This window comes from Bradyrhizobium sp. SZCCHNS1050 (assembly GCF_032484785.1).
Lineage (GTDB): Bacteria > Pseudomonadota > Alphaproteobacteria > Rhizobiales > Xanthobacteraceae > Bradyrhizobium.
Map to the genome: position 1 here is coordinate 1,327,111 of NZ_JAUETR010000002.1, position 14,581 is coordinate 1,341,691.

Annotated in this window: 13 protein-coding genes and 1 pseudogene; 5 read left to right on the forward strand and 9 right to left on the reverse strand. The window is 65.2% G+C overall.

Annotation, left to right across the window (positions count from 1 at the left end; translation table 11 throughout):
* The first annotated feature begins 60 nt into the window (after positions 1–60).
* The 3 genes from QX094_RS30525 to QX094_RS30535 all read left to right on the forward strand — a co-directional run bounded on the left by QX094_RS30525 (position 61) and on the right by QX094_RS30535 (position 2,204).
* Positions 61–1,017 carry a LysR family transcriptional regulator gene (locus QX094_RS30525; protein ID WP_315714608.1) on the forward strand — a complete coding sequence of 319 codons (957 nt, stop codon included), beginning with the start codon at positions 61–63 and terminating at the stop codon, positions 1,015–1,017.
* An 83-nt stretch (positions 1,018–1,100) separates the two neighbouring features.
* Positions 1,101–1,424: a hypothetical protein gene (locus tag QX094_RS30530; RefSeq protein ID WP_316164520.1), complete on the forward strand. Its 324-nt coding sequence runs from the start codon at positions 1,101–1,103 to the stop codon at positions 1,422–1,424.
* Positions 1,425–1,550: 126 nt separating this feature from the next.
* Complete coding sequence (locus QX094_RS30535; protein WP_316164519.1) at positions 1,551–2,204, forward strand: hypothetical protein; 654 nt, start codon at positions 1,551–1,553, stop codon at positions 2,202–2,204.
* A gap of 231 nt (positions 2,205–2,435) precedes the next feature.
* Here the strand turns inward: QX094_RS30535 and QX094_RS30540 are convergent.
* Positions 2,436–3,108, reverse strand: a pseudogene (locus QX094_RS30540) (transposase).
* A gap of 265 nt (positions 3,109–3,373) precedes the next feature.
* Positions 3,374–4,699, reverse strand: coding sequence for an FAD-binding oxidoreductase (locus QX094_RS30545; RefSeq protein ID WP_316164518.1), 1,326 nt, complete (start codon positions 4,697–4,699; stop codon positions 3,374–3,376).
* 241 nt (positions 4,700–4,940) lie between these two features.
* On the opposite strand from QX094_RS30545, the gene QX094_RS30550 reads away from it, so the two are divergent.
* The gene (locus QX094_RS30550; protein WP_008962239.1) at positions 4,941–5,417 is read left to right on the forward strand and encodes an Lrp/AsnC family transcriptional regulator; all 477 of its coding nucleotides are present in this window, start codon (positions 4,941–4,943) and stop codon (positions 5,415–5,417) included.
* An 8-nt stretch (positions 5,418–5,425) separates the two neighbouring features.
* On the opposite strand, the gene QX094_RS30555 is transcribed toward QX094_RS30550, so the two are convergent.
* From QX094_RS30555 to QX094_RS30585, 7 genes are all read right to left on the reverse strand, one after another.
* Positions 5,426–7,078: an ABC transporter ATP-binding protein gene (locus tag QX094_RS30555; RefSeq protein WP_316164517.1), complete on the reverse strand. Its 1,653-nt coding sequence runs from the start codon at positions 7,076–7,078 to the stop codon at positions 5,426–5,428.
* Complete coding sequence (locus QX094_RS30560; protein WP_316164516.1) at positions 7,079–7,933, reverse strand: ABC transporter permease; 855 nt, start codon at positions 7,931–7,933, stop codon at positions 7,079–7,081.
* Entirely contained in the window at positions 7,930–8,880 is a 951-nt protein-coding gene (locus QX094_RS30565; protein ID WP_315714615.1) for an ABC transporter permease, read from the reverse strand. The genes QX094_RS30560 and QX094_RS30565 overlap by 4 nt, the downstream gene beginning before the upstream one ends.
* Before the next feature lie 82 nt (positions 8,881–8,962).
* The gene (locus tag QX094_RS30570) at positions 8,963–10,570 is read right to left on the reverse strand and encodes an ABC transporter substrate-binding protein (protein ID WP_316164515.1); all 1,608 of its coding nucleotides are present in this window, start codon (positions 10,568–10,570) and stop codon (positions 8,963–8,965) included.
* A 50-nt stretch (positions 10,571–10,620) separates the two neighbouring features.
* Positions 10,621–11,340, reverse strand: coding sequence for an HAD-IA family hydrolase (locus QX094_RS30575; RefSeq protein ID WP_316164514.1), 720 nt, complete (start codon positions 11,338–11,340; stop codon positions 10,621–10,623).
* A 156-nt stretch (positions 11,341–11,496) separates the two neighbouring features.
* Complete coding sequence (locus QX094_RS30580; RefSeq protein WP_316164513.1) at positions 11,497–12,873, reverse strand: aspartate aminotransferase family protein; 1,377 nt, start codon at positions 12,871–12,873, stop codon at positions 11,497–11,499.
* A 13-nt stretch (positions 12,874–12,886) separates the two neighbouring features.
* A complete protein-coding gene (locus QX094_RS30585) occupies positions 12,887–13,729 on the reverse strand; it encodes a GNAT family N-acetyltransferase (protein ID WP_316164512.1) in 843 nt (280 codons plus the stop codon).
* A gap of 169 nt (positions 13,730–13,898) precedes the next feature.
* Here QX094_RS30585 and QX094_RS30590 point away from each other — a divergent pair, with 169 nt between their 5' ends.
* Complete coding sequence (locus tag QX094_RS30590; protein ID WP_315749518.1) at positions 13,899–14,567, forward strand: haloacid dehalogenase type II; 669 nt, start codon at positions 13,899–13,901, stop codon at positions 14,565–14,567.
* The last annotated feature ends 14 nt before the right edge of the window (positions 14,568–14,581 follow it).

Below are 14,581 nucleotides of genomic sequence, written 5' to 3' on the forward strand. Positions count from 1 at the left end.
GAGCAGACATCAGCGCCGTCCGCCGCTAGTGTTGACCTCAGGTCAACACGTTCCGAAGCCATGTCCGCCCTGCTCGATCACCACCGCCTGCACTATCTGCACGAGGCGATCCGCCTCGGCTCGGTGCGCGCCGCCGCCGAAGCGCTCGACGTCAACGCGTCGGTGATCAGCCGGCAGATCGCGCTCCTGGAAAAGGAGCTCGGCCTCACTTTGCTCGAGCGCCTCAGCCGCGGCATCCGCGCCACCGCGGCCGGCGCGCTGCTGGTCGAGCGCTTCCGGCAATGGCAGGCCGACCAGGCCGACACCGTCGCCAAGCTGCGCGAATTGCAGGGGCTCAAACGCGGCCATGTCGACATCGTGCTCGGCGAGGGTTTCGTCAGCGACCTGATGTCCGGCCCGCTCGGCCGGTTCTGGCAACGCCATCCCGACCTCACCATGGCGTTCGATCTGGCCGGCACCAACGAGGTCGTCAATGCCGTCGCCGAGGATCGCCATCACATCGGCCTGGTGTTCAACCCATCAGCCGATCCGCGCATCCGGATCGCGACCGCGAGCCGGCAGCCGCTCTGCGCGATCATGCCGCCGGATCATGCGCTCGCGCGGCTCGGCCGTCCCTTGCGCTTGCGCGAGCTCGCCGATCACCCCCTCGGACTGATGCATCCGAGCTACGGCACGCGTCAGGTCGTGGCAATGGCGGAGGCCGCCGAGCGCATCGCCCTGTCGCCGAAGCTCACCACCAGCTCCATCAACGTGCTCCGCCACTTCGTCAGGAGCGGCCTCGGCCTGACGCTCCTGCCGGCCTTCGCGATCGCCGCCGATCTTGCCGACGGCTCCCTCGCCGCCGTGCCGGTGGACAACCGCCTGCTGGCCTCGAGCGAAGCCTGCGTCATCACCCGGCGCGGCCGCGAGCTGCCGCATGCCGCCAGCCATCTGCTGCGCTTTCTCAGCGGCCAGATGCGGGCGTTCCGGGTCGGCGGAGCCGCCGGCAAGACCAGGACGCGCGGCGCCGGACGTTGATCCGCACAGATCATCACGGATCGTTTTCCGTTGCGCTCGCGCGTGGGTTGCGATTGGATATTGTAATTTAGAGAATCGACTTCATGCGCCACGCTCTCGCGATCGCGTTCGGCCTGTGGGCGGCGACAGCAGCTCAGGCCGAGACCTGCCAGCTCATCGGCAACCAGATCCTGTGCGACGACGGGACGTCGGGACAGCGGATCGGCAACAACACCTATTGGAGCGACGGCTCCTCGTCCCAGCAGATCGGGCGCTTCACCTACAACAACGACGGCAGCAGCTCGCAGCAGATCGGCAACCACACCTACTACAGCGATGGCACGTCGTCGCACACGGTCGGAAGCACGACCTATTTCAGTGATGGCAGGACGTGCCGGCGGATGGTTAATCGCGTCTCGTGCGACTAGGCGATTCGGCCAATGTGACCGCCGCTGCAACGGCTTCTCGGAGCTGGAAATCTTCGAAATATAGGGAATTGAACCCTTGCATCGGGGCATGGCGGCTCCGGTCGACGGTCGTTCAACTGGCGTTTCATGAAGGTGGCCATCATGGAGTTTCGCTTTTCTTCAACGATCGAAGACGAGGTCTCCCACGTCCGCTTCCAACTTGGAAATCTCGAATTCTTTCGCGCCGAAAAATATGATGTGACCTGGCCAGATGCGCTCAAAGCGGAGATCGCGCAGGGTATAGCTCGGTTTTCAGATGAGAGACTGCGCGACGCGATCGTGCGTCACGACTTGCCGGGCGCCAGTCTGGAGCGCGTCGTGCAGTCATGGCGGCGGGTGGAGGATCGATTTGCTTCCGATTTCGTTGCGCAGCTTACGCGTCAGTTGCCAAAGGTCGTGCGCGTCCATGTCACCAAGTTTGGTCCGGGCGGGTCGCACAATGGCGCATCGATGGCGCCGCGATTAGTCGTAAGCTATCCGGAAATGAAGGGATTGGATTTCAACAGCGTTCTCGTCCATGAGTTCATCGAAGTCTTGCTTTGGAGAAAGTTCCGCAGCGAAGAAGCCAGACTGGGAAATAGAGCCGCTCATGCCATCAAGGAGGCTGTCGTCGACAGGTTCTGCTCCTGCGACAACCTGAAACCCGTCGTTGGGAGCTACAGAAAACAAGCGAGCTATTCCCAGCTGCCTCCGGATTGGGAAGAGTGGCTACCAGCTAAAGGGCTGACGTGGAGTCAGTAGCGACCAGGCCAAATCGAATGCGGCGTCATGCTGGCTGGCGTTGATGCTGCGGTGATGACGGCTGGCAAGCAGGAGGTCACAGTTCGGGCCGCCAAACAGTCAACCACCCGACGAATTCACTTTACGACCAAACCTTGACCGAAAATCCGGCGCGATGAACTTTTGAGGCGAGCCGGGTTTCGTTTGCTACCAAAACATCAGACTCGTCCGCAGTGACCTTGCCCCCAAGTTTTATCCAGATCTGAGTTCGTTCGGGCGGTTTGATGTGCCCATCTGGGCGGTCGTAGCGGCGGGAGCTGGCGCGGAGCTCTCGGCATAGCGCAGCGCCAGATCCCGACGCGGATTGCAGGTGGCGGCGAACTCGGATGGCGTCTTCCATCCGAGCTGGGAGTGCGGCCGAGCGTCGTTATAGTCGGTCCGCCAGCATCGGAGCGCGACGCGGGCCTGAGCAAGCGAGGTGAACAGCGTCTCGTTCAGCAGTTCATCCCGCAGGCGACCGTTGAAGCTCTCGATGAAGGCGTTCTGCATGGGTTTGCCCGGCGCGATGTAGTGCCAGGCGACACGGCTCTGATCGGTCCATGTCAGGATGGCATTGCTCGTGAGCTCGCTGCCGTTGTCGCTCACCACCATCTTGGGCTTGCCGCGCTCGGCGCCCAGCCGGTCCAGCTCCCGGGCGACCGGGGCGCCCGAGAGTGAAGTGTCGGCCACCAGCGCCATTCTCGTCCTCCAGCGTCTTCAGCCGCTTGGCCTCCGAGACGTCCATTCCGCCGAACTTGGCCTTCCACTTGTAGATGCTCGCGTCGCTCACGCCATGCTTGCGGCAGAGATCGGCGACCGGAACGCCAGCCTCGTGCTCCTTCAAAATCCCAATGATCTGTTCTTCCGTAAAGCGGCCGCGCTTCATGCTCTGGTCCTCGTTGGGCCAGAACGAACTTCAAACTGGATTAAGCCCCAGGGGCATGGTCAGCGAATACCAACAAAATCAGAGAGTTGAGAACTCGTTTGGGGGAAAAGGCATCATTGTTCTGCAACGCCTTCCAAGAGCAGGCCCCAAACGGACTGGACGAAGTCAGCCGCAGACCGAAGGGCCGCCGAGCGGCGAACCGGTGAATTCGGCGAACCGAACGGTCTGGCGCAGTCGGGGGCTTGACGTCCCGGAGACGTAACCTTCAGAAGTCTGCGACCGCCTTGGACTCATGCCGGGCGAAACGCGCGGGCGCGTAGGGCCTGGGATCGACGATCGGTTTGGCGGAGGTCACGAGATCGGCGATGAGATGGCCCGCACCTGGCCCGATGCCGAAGCCGTGGCCACTGAAGCCGGCGGCGACGATCAGGCCGGGCAGCGCGGCGAGCTCGCCGATCGCAGGCACGCCGTCGGGCGTGGAATCGATGTAGCTCGCCCACGCCGCCGTGACGCGGCTCTGCTTCAAGGCCGGCAGCAGCTCGACCGCGCGCGCCTGGGTCAGGCGGATGGTGGCCTGGTCCGGCCGGGGATCGAGGATGCGGGTCAGCTCCATCGGCGTCGGCGCGTCGAGCCGCCAGCGGCCGACCGTCTCGTGGCCGGCGCGTAGGCCTTCGAGCCCGCCGGGCAGCAGGCTGCGCCAGCGCCTGGCGAACATCGGCAGGAAGTGCGACGCGAAGCGCAGCTGCTGAAGTGTAGGATCGACGCGGCCGCGGCCGCTGATCGCGAGCGTATGGCCGCCGTCGCCGCGCCGAGTGATCGAGACGGCGGCGGTGTGCAGCGCCGGGGGCAGCGGCTCCGCCGACGGCGACAGAGCGAGCGCCGAGGCGCGGATCGAGGCCATCGGCAGTGCGACACCGAGCTGATGGCAGAACGACGAAGCCCAGGCGCCGGCGGCGAGCACCGCGACCGGCGTGCGGATGGTGCCGCGCTCGGTGATCACGGCCGACAGCCGGCCGCCGCTGGTCTCGACGCCGCGCACGGCGCACATCTGGTGCACCGAGCCGCCCTGCTTGAGGATCGCGCGCGCCACCGCGGGCGCGGCATCGGCGGGACTGGCGGTGCCGTCGGTCGGCGAGAACACGCCGCCCTTCCAGCTGCGCCCGGTGGCCGCGCCGCGCGCGGTGGCCTGGCGGCTGTCGAGCATATGCGTGGTGACGCCGGCGGTCCTGGCGAACTCGCCCCAGCGCGCCCAGCCGGCGAGCTCCGCCTCGTCATTGCTGAGATAGAACAGCCCGCAGCGCGAGAAGCCGGTCGCCTCGCCGCTCTCGGCCGCAAAGCGCTCCCACAGATCGAGGCTCAGCGTCGCCATCGGCAGCTCGCGCGCATCACGGTTCTGCTGCCGGCACCAGCCCCAATTGCGGCTGGACTGCTCGGCGCCGATGCGGCCCTTCTCGATCAGCGCCACCGCGAGCCCGCGCCGCGCGAGGTAATAGGCCGTGAACACGCCGACGATGCCGCCGCCGATGACCACGGCATCTGCACGCGCGGGCAGCGTTGGCGATGTCTCGACGAGCACCAGCGGTGCGGGCATGCGGTCTCTCCGGCTGTGGGCTGGCTCAGCCTAGAGTGGCAGCCGGCCGTTCGGGCGCCGGATTCGTGGTCCGAACGGCATATCATTCTGCCCGTCTGCACATCGCCGGCGTATTGTTTTGCATCGCATAATCCCGGCGGATACGGCCCCATTCTTGCTTTACGGAAGTTTCGATGGCTCAGCGGCAGAATTTTCTGCTGTAATGGGGACCGGACGCGGCGTCACACGGGACCACGGCTTCATGAAGCTCGATCGCATCGACATCAAGATCCTGCACGAACTGCAGAAGAACGGCCGCGTCACCAATGTGGAGCTGGCCGAGCTGGTCAACCTGTCGCCGAGCCCCTGCCTGATGCGGGTGAAGAAGCTGCAGGCGGAAGGCTATATCGAGGGCTACTCGGCGCAGATCTGCGTCTCCAAGCTCGGCCAGACGCTGACCGTGTTCACCGAGGTCACCCTGAAGAACCACCGGCAGATCGACTTCGCCCGCTTTCTTGCCGCGGTGGAGAAGATCGACCAGTTGATCGAGTGCCACCTCGTCTCCGGCGGTTACGACTACATGATGAAGTTCGTCACCGCGGGGATCGGCGAGTACCAGACCATCATGGAGCGGCTGACCGACATGGACATCGGCATCGAGAAATATTTCAGCTTCGTCGTGCTGAAGTCGCCGATCGTCAAACCCTATCTGCCGCTGACCAGCCTGTTCCAGATGTAGCCGCGCGGTCAGCGCTGGCAGTATTCGCGGACCTGCTCGGGATCCTGGCGGAGATTGTCGAGCCAGGCGGGATCGAGCTTCGGCACCGACGACAGCAGCAGCTGCGTATAGGGATGCTCGGGCCGCGCCATGGCCTCGGGCGTAATCTGCTCGATCTTGCGTCCCCGATACATCACGACGATGTCGTCGCAGATCGCCTCGACCACCGACAGATCGTGGCTGATGAAGACATAAGCGAGATCGAGCTCGCGCTGTAGCTCCTTGAGCAGATCGATGACCGCCGCGGCGACGACGGTGTCGAGCGCGGAGGTGATCTCGTCGCAGATGATGAGCTTGGGATCGGCGGCCAGCGCGCGGGCGAAGTTGACGCGCTGCTTCTGTCCACCCGAGAGCTCGCCCGGACGGCGCAGCCGCAAGCTCTGGGGCAGCTTCACCATGTCGAGCAGCTGATCGATGCGGGCGCTGCGGTGCTGGCGCGGCATGCCGTGATAGAATTTCAGCGGCCGCCCCAGAATGTCCTCGACCGTATGCGCCGGGTTCAGCGCCGTGTCGGCATGCTGGAACACGATCTGCACCTGGCGGAGCTGGTCCGCATCGCGGCTGCGCGCGCTGCGCCCGAGCTCGCGGCCGTCGAACACGACGCCGCCCGCAAACGGCGGAAGGATGCCAGCGATGGCGCGGGCGAGCGTCGACTTGCCGCAGCCGGATTCGCCGATGATGCCGAGATTGCGTCCGCGCGCGACACGCAGGCTGACGTTCTCGACGGCCACGATCGCGGGCAGGCCGTCCGAGCGCAGCGGACCGTAGCCGACCGACACCTCGTGCACTTCGAGCAATGCCTCGGCCGCCACGGACGCCTCCGCTCGCGGTTCATGATGCGGCGCGATGGCGGCGAGCAGCTGGCGCGTATAGGGGTGCTGCGCGCGCTCGAGAATGTCGGCGGTCGTCCCGCTCTCCTGCACCTCGCCATTGCGCAGCACGACGATGCGGTCGGCGATCTGGGCGACGACGGCGAGATCATGCGACACGTAGATGCCGGCGATGCGATGCGCCGAGATCACCGACTTGAACGCGCGCAGCACCTCGACCTGGGTGGTGACGTCGAGCGCCGTGGTCGGCTCGTCGAAGATCAGCACCTTCGGGCTCGCGATCAGCGCCATCGCCGCGGCGAGCCGCTGCAGCTGGCCGCCGGACACCTGGTGCGGATAGCGCTCGCCGATCGTGTCGGGGTTGGGCAGCGACAGCGCACGGAACAGCGCCGCGGCCTTGCTGCGTGCCTCCTCCACCGGCATCACGCCGTGGATGCGCACGACCTCGATCACCTGATCCATGATGCGGATTGCCGGATTGAACGCCGCGGCGGCGCTCTGCGGCACATAGGCGATCTTGGCGCCGCGCACGGCCGCCTTGTCCTTCTCCGAGAGTGTCACCATGTCGACGCCATCGACCGTGACCGAGCCGCCGACGATCTGGCAGCCGGCCCGGGCATAGCCCATCAGGCTCATCGCGATGGTGGTCTTGCCGGAGCCGCTCTCGCCGATCAGCGCGACGATCTCGCCTTCGGCGATGTCGAGATCGACGCCCCTGATGATCTCGATGGTGCGGCCGGAATCGGTGGTCGCCTCGACGCGAAGATCGCGGATCTGCACCAGGCTCGTCATCTACGACGCCTCCCGGTCGCGGATCTTGGTCGGCAGATTGTCGATCAGGAGATTGACGGCGATGGTGAGGCTTGCGATCGCCAGCGACGGGGAGATCACGGCCGGCGCGGCATAGGGCAGCCCGCCGATGTTCTCGCGCACCAGCGCGCCCCAATCCGCATAAGGCGGCCGCACGCCCAGGCCGAGAAAGGACATTCCGGACAGCAGCAGCACGATGAACACGAAGCGCAGGCCAAGATCGACCAGCACCGGGCCGATGATGTTGGGCAGGATCTCGGCGCGGATCAAATAGAACAGGCTCTCGCCGCGGATCCGAGCCACCGTGACGAAATCCATGGTGTTGATGTTGACCGCGAGCGCGCGGGCGAAGCGGTAGGCGCCGGGAATGTAGATCACCGCCATGGTCACGATCAGCACCGGGATCGACGAGCCGACCGCGGCGACGACGACGAGGCTGAACAGCTTGCTCGGAATCGAGCTCAACGCGTCGAGCAGCCGGCTCAGCACCATGTCGACGACCCCGCCGGTGATCGCCGCAATCATGCCGAGCGTGACGCCCGACACGCCGGCGATGATCACGGAGGCCACCGAAATGCCGAGCGTATAGCGCGCGCCCATCAGGATGCGCGAGGTCATGTCGCGTCCGAGATAGTCGGAGCCCAGCCACAGCTCGCGGCTCATGGGGCCGAAATAATCGGTGTCGACGATGTCGCCGATCGGATGCGGAATGATGGAGGGCGCGACGAACGCCACGACGATCCAGAACGCCACGATCAGCGCCCCGGCAACCCCGACAGCGTTGATGCGGTAACCGAAGCGCGGGGTTCGCGAGGCGGATTTCGCGGCGCTCGTCATCGCAGCCTCGGATTGGACAGGATGGCGATGATGTCGGCCGTGGTGGTCAGCAGCAGGAAGCCGAAGCAGAAGATGATGGCGCAGCTCTGGATCAGCGGCAGGTCGCGGGTCGACACCGCGTCGACCATCAGCTTGGCGATGCCGGGATAGTTGAAGACGGTCTCGATGATGATGACGCCACCCAGGAGATAGGACAATGACAAGGCCACCGCATTCACGATCGGGCCCAGCGCATTGGGCAGCGCATGGCGGAGCACCAGACGGCCGCGCGAGGCGCCCTTCAAGAGCGCCATCTCGACATAGGGCGTGTTCAAGGTCTCGATCACGGCCGCCCGGCTCATCCGGATCATCTGCGCCGAGATCACTATGGTTAGCGTCACGACCGGCATCGCATAGGCGCGGGCGAAATCAGAGGCGGTGCGGATCTCGCTGATGAAGGACACCGCCGGCAGCCAATTAAGATAGACAGCGAACAAAAGCACAGCGAGGGTCGCGATCATGAACTCCGGCACCGACACGATGCCGATGACGGCGATGGTCAGACAGCGATCATACAGCGTGTTGCGCAGCATCGCCGCGGTGATGCCGAGCGTCAGCGCCAGCGGTACCGCGACGGTCGCGGTGAGGCCGGCGAGCTTGAGGGTGTTGACGAGGCGCCCGCCGATCAGCTTCGCGACTGGCATGTTGTTGGCATATGACACGCCGAGATCGCCCTGCACGACGCCGGCCAGCCAGCGCAGGAAACGGAAAATGGCGGGATCATCGAGATGCATCGCCTTGCGCAGCCCCTCGACCGCCTCGGGGGTCGCGGCCTGGCCGAGCAGGATGGTCGCGGTGTCGCCCGGCAGCATCGCGGTGGCGAAGAAGACGGCGAATGAGACAATGATCGCGGTGACCAGCGCGATCGCCAGCCGGGCCAGGATGAGGGATGCGATCCGATGTTTCAAACTTTGGGTCCGCGGGCCTGATCAGATCATGGTCATCGCGGCGCCGACCCGAGTGACCGGCGCCACGCGACTCAGACAACATTCACGAATCGAGCCAGACATATTCGGCGAAGGCATATCCCATCATGCCGCCGAGCGGGCTCGGCTCCAAGCCCTTCAGTCTCGACGAGGTGGCATCGATATTGGAGATGTAGGCCGGAATGATGGTGCCCGCCTCCTCCGCGATCATCGCCTGCATCTCGGCATACATCTGCTTGCGCTTGGCCTGGTCGAGCAGGCCGCGCGCCTCGAGCATCATCTTGTCGAACTTCTCGGACTTGAAGCGGCTCTCGTTCCACGGCGCCTCGGAGGCATAGAGCAGCGAGAACAGGATGTCCGGCGTCGGGCGCGGATTGATGTTGCCAAAATGGACCGGCGCCTTCAGCCAGTAATTGTCCCAATAGCCGTCCGAGGGAACGCGCTGCACGTCCAGCGTCAGGCCGATCGCCGCCGCCGAGGCCTGGATCACCATGGCCATCTCGATCGCCGAGTTCGCCGCTTCCGAGGTCACGACCGGGATCGACGTGCCGAGCACGCCGGCCTTCTGGAACAGCGATTTCGCCTTGTCCGGATCGAACGGCTTGGGCTTGAGGTCGGGGTTGTGGAAGAAATTCGCCGGAGAAACCGGCTGGTCGTTGCCGACGACGCCGAAGCCACGCAGCACCGACTTGACGATCTGCTCGCGGTTGACGAGGTGCTTCATGCCATCGATGAAGTCCTTCTTGTTGCCCGGCGCCATGTCGAGGCGAATGTTGAGGTCAGTGTAGTTGCCGGTCGTCGATTTCGACAGAGCAATCCCCTCCTTGCCCTCGATCAGCCGGAGCGAGCGCGGGTTGATGCTGGCGGCGAGCTGGATGTCGCCCGACAGCAGCGCGTTGACACGCGCATTCTCCTCGGTGATCGCGATGAACTCGATCTGATCGAGATAGGGGCCGTCCTTGAAATAGTTCTTGTTGCGCACGCCGATGGAGCGGACGCCCGGCTCGAAGGCCTCGCGGACAAACGCGCCGGTGCCGTTGCCCTTGGAGAAATCGGTGGTGCCGTCGGCGACGATCATGAAGTGATGCAGCGCCAGGATCATCGGCAGGTCGGCGTTGGGGCTCGCCAGCGTGATCTCGACGGTGGTCTTGTCGACCGCCTTGAAGCCGGTCATCTGCGCCGCGATCTTGGCGACCTTGGAGCCTGTCGCCTTGTCGAGATGCCGCTTCAGCGAGAACACGACGTCGTCGGCCGTCAGCGGCTTGCCGTCGTGGAAGGTGACGCCCTTCTTGAGCTTCACGGTCCAGGTCTGCGCATCCTGGGACTCGACGGATTCGGCGAGCTCCATCTGCGCCGCGCCGCTCTTATCGAGCGTGGTGAGCCGATTGTAGAACGAGCAGCAGCGCACATAGTCGGTCGAGAAGGACGCCTTGGCCGGATCGAGCGTGTCGGCCGTCGAGGTGGACCAGCCCGCGGCCTTGATCGCGCCGCCCTTCTTCGGCGTGGCCGCGAATGCGCGCTCGACGCGACCGAGGATGGTGCTGCCGGAAGCGAGCGCGACGCCATTGGCGAGCATCATCTTCAGGAGATCCCGGCGCGAGGCGCCGCGCCGGATTGCCGCCTCGACCAGCACATCGTCACTCGGAGTCCAGTTGGCGATCCCTTTGCTCATGTCATCCGTCCCCTGTTCGATCCGGCAGAATGAAAATCGTCAGTCGCACATCATTTGGCAGGCACCTGGTCCACCGCGTCGACCAGCTCGGCCATCGAATGGAAGTGGAAATCCGGCTTGGTGAAGGACGCCGGCGCGATGGTGCCGCCATAGCCCTGCTTGTCGTGGCGCCGCTCGATCCAGCAATTGATGACGCCGAGCTGCCGGGAGATGCCGATGTCGTGATACTGGCTCTGCGCCACATGCAGGATCTGTGACGCCGAGCCGCCGTCACGTTCGATGAAATCGAACACCTGAGTGAAGAAGGCGGGATCCGGCTTCTCCGTCCCGGTGTCGTCGACCGTGAAGCTCGCGTAGAACGGCGAGCCCAGCTCGCGCTCGAAATGATCCAGTGCCCAGCGCCGCGCATTGGTCATCGCGATCAGCTTGTAGCGCCGGGCGAGACGCGCCATGGCGGCGGCGCTGTCCGGGAAGGCCTTCCAGCGTGCGGCGGAGTCGCGGAAGCGCTCGCCGAGCGTGGTCTGCCTGGGCAGATCGAGTTGTGGTGCGATGATGTCATAGACCCGGACGAGATCATCCGGAAAGCGGTCGGCGTCCGCCGCGTAGCGTGCCGCGCGGTACAGGCTCAGCGCCTGCTCACCGTCGATTGCCTTGTTTGCTTCCGCCGCGATCTCGCCGAGGCTCGAGACGATCCCGCTTTCGAAGTCGATCAGCGTGCCGACCACGTCGAAGGTCAGGTACCTGAATTGAGCAAGATCGAGCTTGGTCATTCTGTGAGGCCCTTCCGCGTCATCGGTCCTAGTGTGAAGCCGGGTTCCGGCGAAAACTTCCGAATTGCGAGGACCCGACGGCAGAAAATTGCGAATAGGAGGAGCCGCCGACATATCGGCCCTGCTGCACACGCACCGATATGCCCGTGCCCACCTTCACGCCATGGCCTCGCGGACGTCCGGATCGGCCAGGGTCTGATCCAGCGTCCGTGCGGTGCGTTCGAGGATGGCATCGATGTCCGCGTCGCTGCAGCACAGCGGCGGCGCGTAGCCGAGCACCCCTGTCGGGAAGGCACGGATGACGAGGCCGTTGGCCCAGGCGCGATCGAAGATGCGGCGCGACGGCTCGGCGCTCGCCGGCAGCGGCGTCTTCTTCTCCTTGTCGGTCACGAGCTCGATGGCCGCCAGCAGGCCACGGCCGCGTACCTCGCCCACCAACGGATGGTCCTGCAGCGCGCGCAGGCCCGCGATCAGCCGCGCACCCGCCCGCCGGCCATTCTCCAGCAAGCCATTCTCATAGAGATCAAGCACGGCAAGGCCGACCGCCGCGCTCACCGGATGCGCCGAATAGGTATAGCCGTGCCCCACGGCCGAAGAACCTGCGCCATCGGCAATAACGCCATAGACATGATCGGACATCAGCACCGCGCCCATTGGGACGTAGCCGGAGGTCAGACCCTTCGCGACGGTCATGAAGTCCGGGACGATGTCGTCATCTGTGCAGGCGAAAAGCGGTCCGGTACGACCGAAGCCGGTGATCACCTCGTCGGCGACGAACAGGATGCCGTGCTGCCGGCAGCGCTCGCGCATCGCCTTCATCCAGCCGTCCGGCGGCACCAGCACGCCGCCCGAGCCCTGGATCGGCTCGGCATAGAACGCGGCCACCCGTTCGGGACCGCCGACCTCGGCAATCTTGGCTTCGAGGGCCGCGAGCGAGGCCGCGATGACGGCATCGGGATCGCTGCCAACGGGGTTGCGGTACGAATAGTGCGACGGGATCTTGTGCTGCCAGTTCAGTGGCACGCCGAAATTGGCGTGGAAGGCCGGCAGCGCCGTGAGTCCTGCACCGACCGTCGACGAGCCGTGATAGCCCTGCTGCAGCGTGATGAACTGATCGCGCTGCGGCTGCCCCCTCGCGTGCCAATAGTAATGGATGAAGCGGACCGTGCTGTCGACGGCGTCCGAGCCGCCAAGCGTGAAATAGACGTGGTTGAGATCACCCGGCGCGCGCTCGGCGAGCGCGGCCGCGAGCCGGATGGCCGGCTCCGAGGCGAGGCTGAAATAGCCGGTGGCATAAGGCAGCTCGCGCATCTGCCTCGCCGCCGCCTCGACGATGCTCTCATAGCCATAGCCGGCATTGACGCACCACAGCCCGGCGAAGCCGTCGACCAGTTGATGGCCCGAGGCATCGGTCACGATCGCACCCTTGGCGGATTTCAGGACCCGCGCGCCGGCGGCCTCGTGTCCGCGATAGGACGCGACCGGATGCACCAGATGGGCGCGATCGAGCTCGATGAGCGAGTTGCTGAGCATGATGATCTCCGGTTCAGCCGAACGCCTGGCTGGCCAAGGCAAACGATGTCGGGGCGCGCCGCCTCGTGTGACCAGCGGCCGGCCTAAGCATGACGATGCCGCCGCCGACATGATCGAGGCCCAAGCCGCCCAGCCATGGTGCGAGTCCCGTCTCGCTGCCGGTGTCGACGCGGATGAACTTGCCCTGTCGCCCAGCGAGGAAATGCGCGACGAGCGACTTGGCGTCCTCGCTACTGAAAGCGACCACGGGGCCAATCACGAGACCGCGGCCGAAGTGACGCAGCGCGGCGAACCCTGCCGCGCGGCCCTGACGCTCCAACACCGCGAACTCTCCGATGGATGCGATATGGGCTATCAGGTCGCGGCGATCCGCGCCAAAGGCCGCGATGTCGAGTGCCGTGATGACGGCGATGTCGTCGGGCGTGGCCGCACGCACGGCGTCGGGCTGTGCGACAGCTTCCGCGAGATGTCCCTGATGCTGCACGATCTCACCGCTGCGGTGGAAGCCGAGCTTCTCATAGAGCAGCAGTCCATCTTCTGTCGCGACGAGCTGCAACCGCCGCTCACCGGCCAGCGCCATCGCCTGCTGCATCAGGCACCGTCCGAGTCCCTTCCCCCGCTCCGCCTCGTCGACAATGACCATGTTGATGGTCCCGGCATCCTGGCCATACGGCGTCATCAGCACGGTGCCGATCACGCGACCGTCCGCCGCGACCGCCACGCAGCCCTTGCTCAGCGCAAGCGCCATCTGCCAGTCCTCGCGACGATGCGGCCAGCGGACCTGCTGCGACAGCCGCGTCGCTGCATCCAGGTGCTCCCCGCTGAAAGCTCTGAAGCTCGCGGCGTCGGACGTCATGTCATGCACTCCCATCTGCACCGGAGTCTGGGCGAGCGGCCCCCGGCAGATCGTCTGAAGGCGATGATGCCGACAACATCTTCCGCCGCCGAACCGGGGCAAAGCCGCATCTTATGCTGGCGGGGCGGCCTATCATCGGACGTCGAGACCACGACCGGCATGAGGATCCATGAGCCGCTTTCGCCCGAAATACGTGACCTTCGACTGCCACGGCACGCTGATCAATTTCGAGATGGCCGAGGCCGCACGCGATCTCTACAGCGCACAGCTCTCCGAGTCGGCGATGACGGAGTTCGTGAAGGTCTTCTCGGCCTACCGCCTCGATGAAGTCCTCGGCGCGTGGAAGCCCTATGCCGAGGTCGTCAGCAACGCCCTGGCGCGCAGCTGCCGCAAGATCGGCATCCCCTTCAAGCCCGAGGATGCCGAGATGGTGTATCAGCGCGTGCCGACCTGGGGTCCACATCCGGACGTACCGGCGGGTCTCGCCAAGGTGGCCAAGGAGATCCCGCTGGTCATCCTCTCCAACGCCATGAACGTGCAGATCCCCTCGAACGTCGTCAGGCTCGGCGCGCCGTTCCATGCCGTGTTCACGGCGGAACAGGCGCAGGCCTACAAACCGCGGATGCGCGCCTTCGAATACATGTTCGACATGCTCGGCTGCGGCCCCGAGGACATCACGCACTGCTCCTCCTCATTCCGCTACGACCTGATGACCGCGCACGATCTCGGCATCACCAACAAGGTCTGGGTCAACCGCGGCCACGAGCCGGCCAATCCCTATTACGGCTACACCGAGATCAAGACCATTTCCGAGCTGCCCGGCGTGTTCGGCCTGTAAGCAGAGTGCCCGCG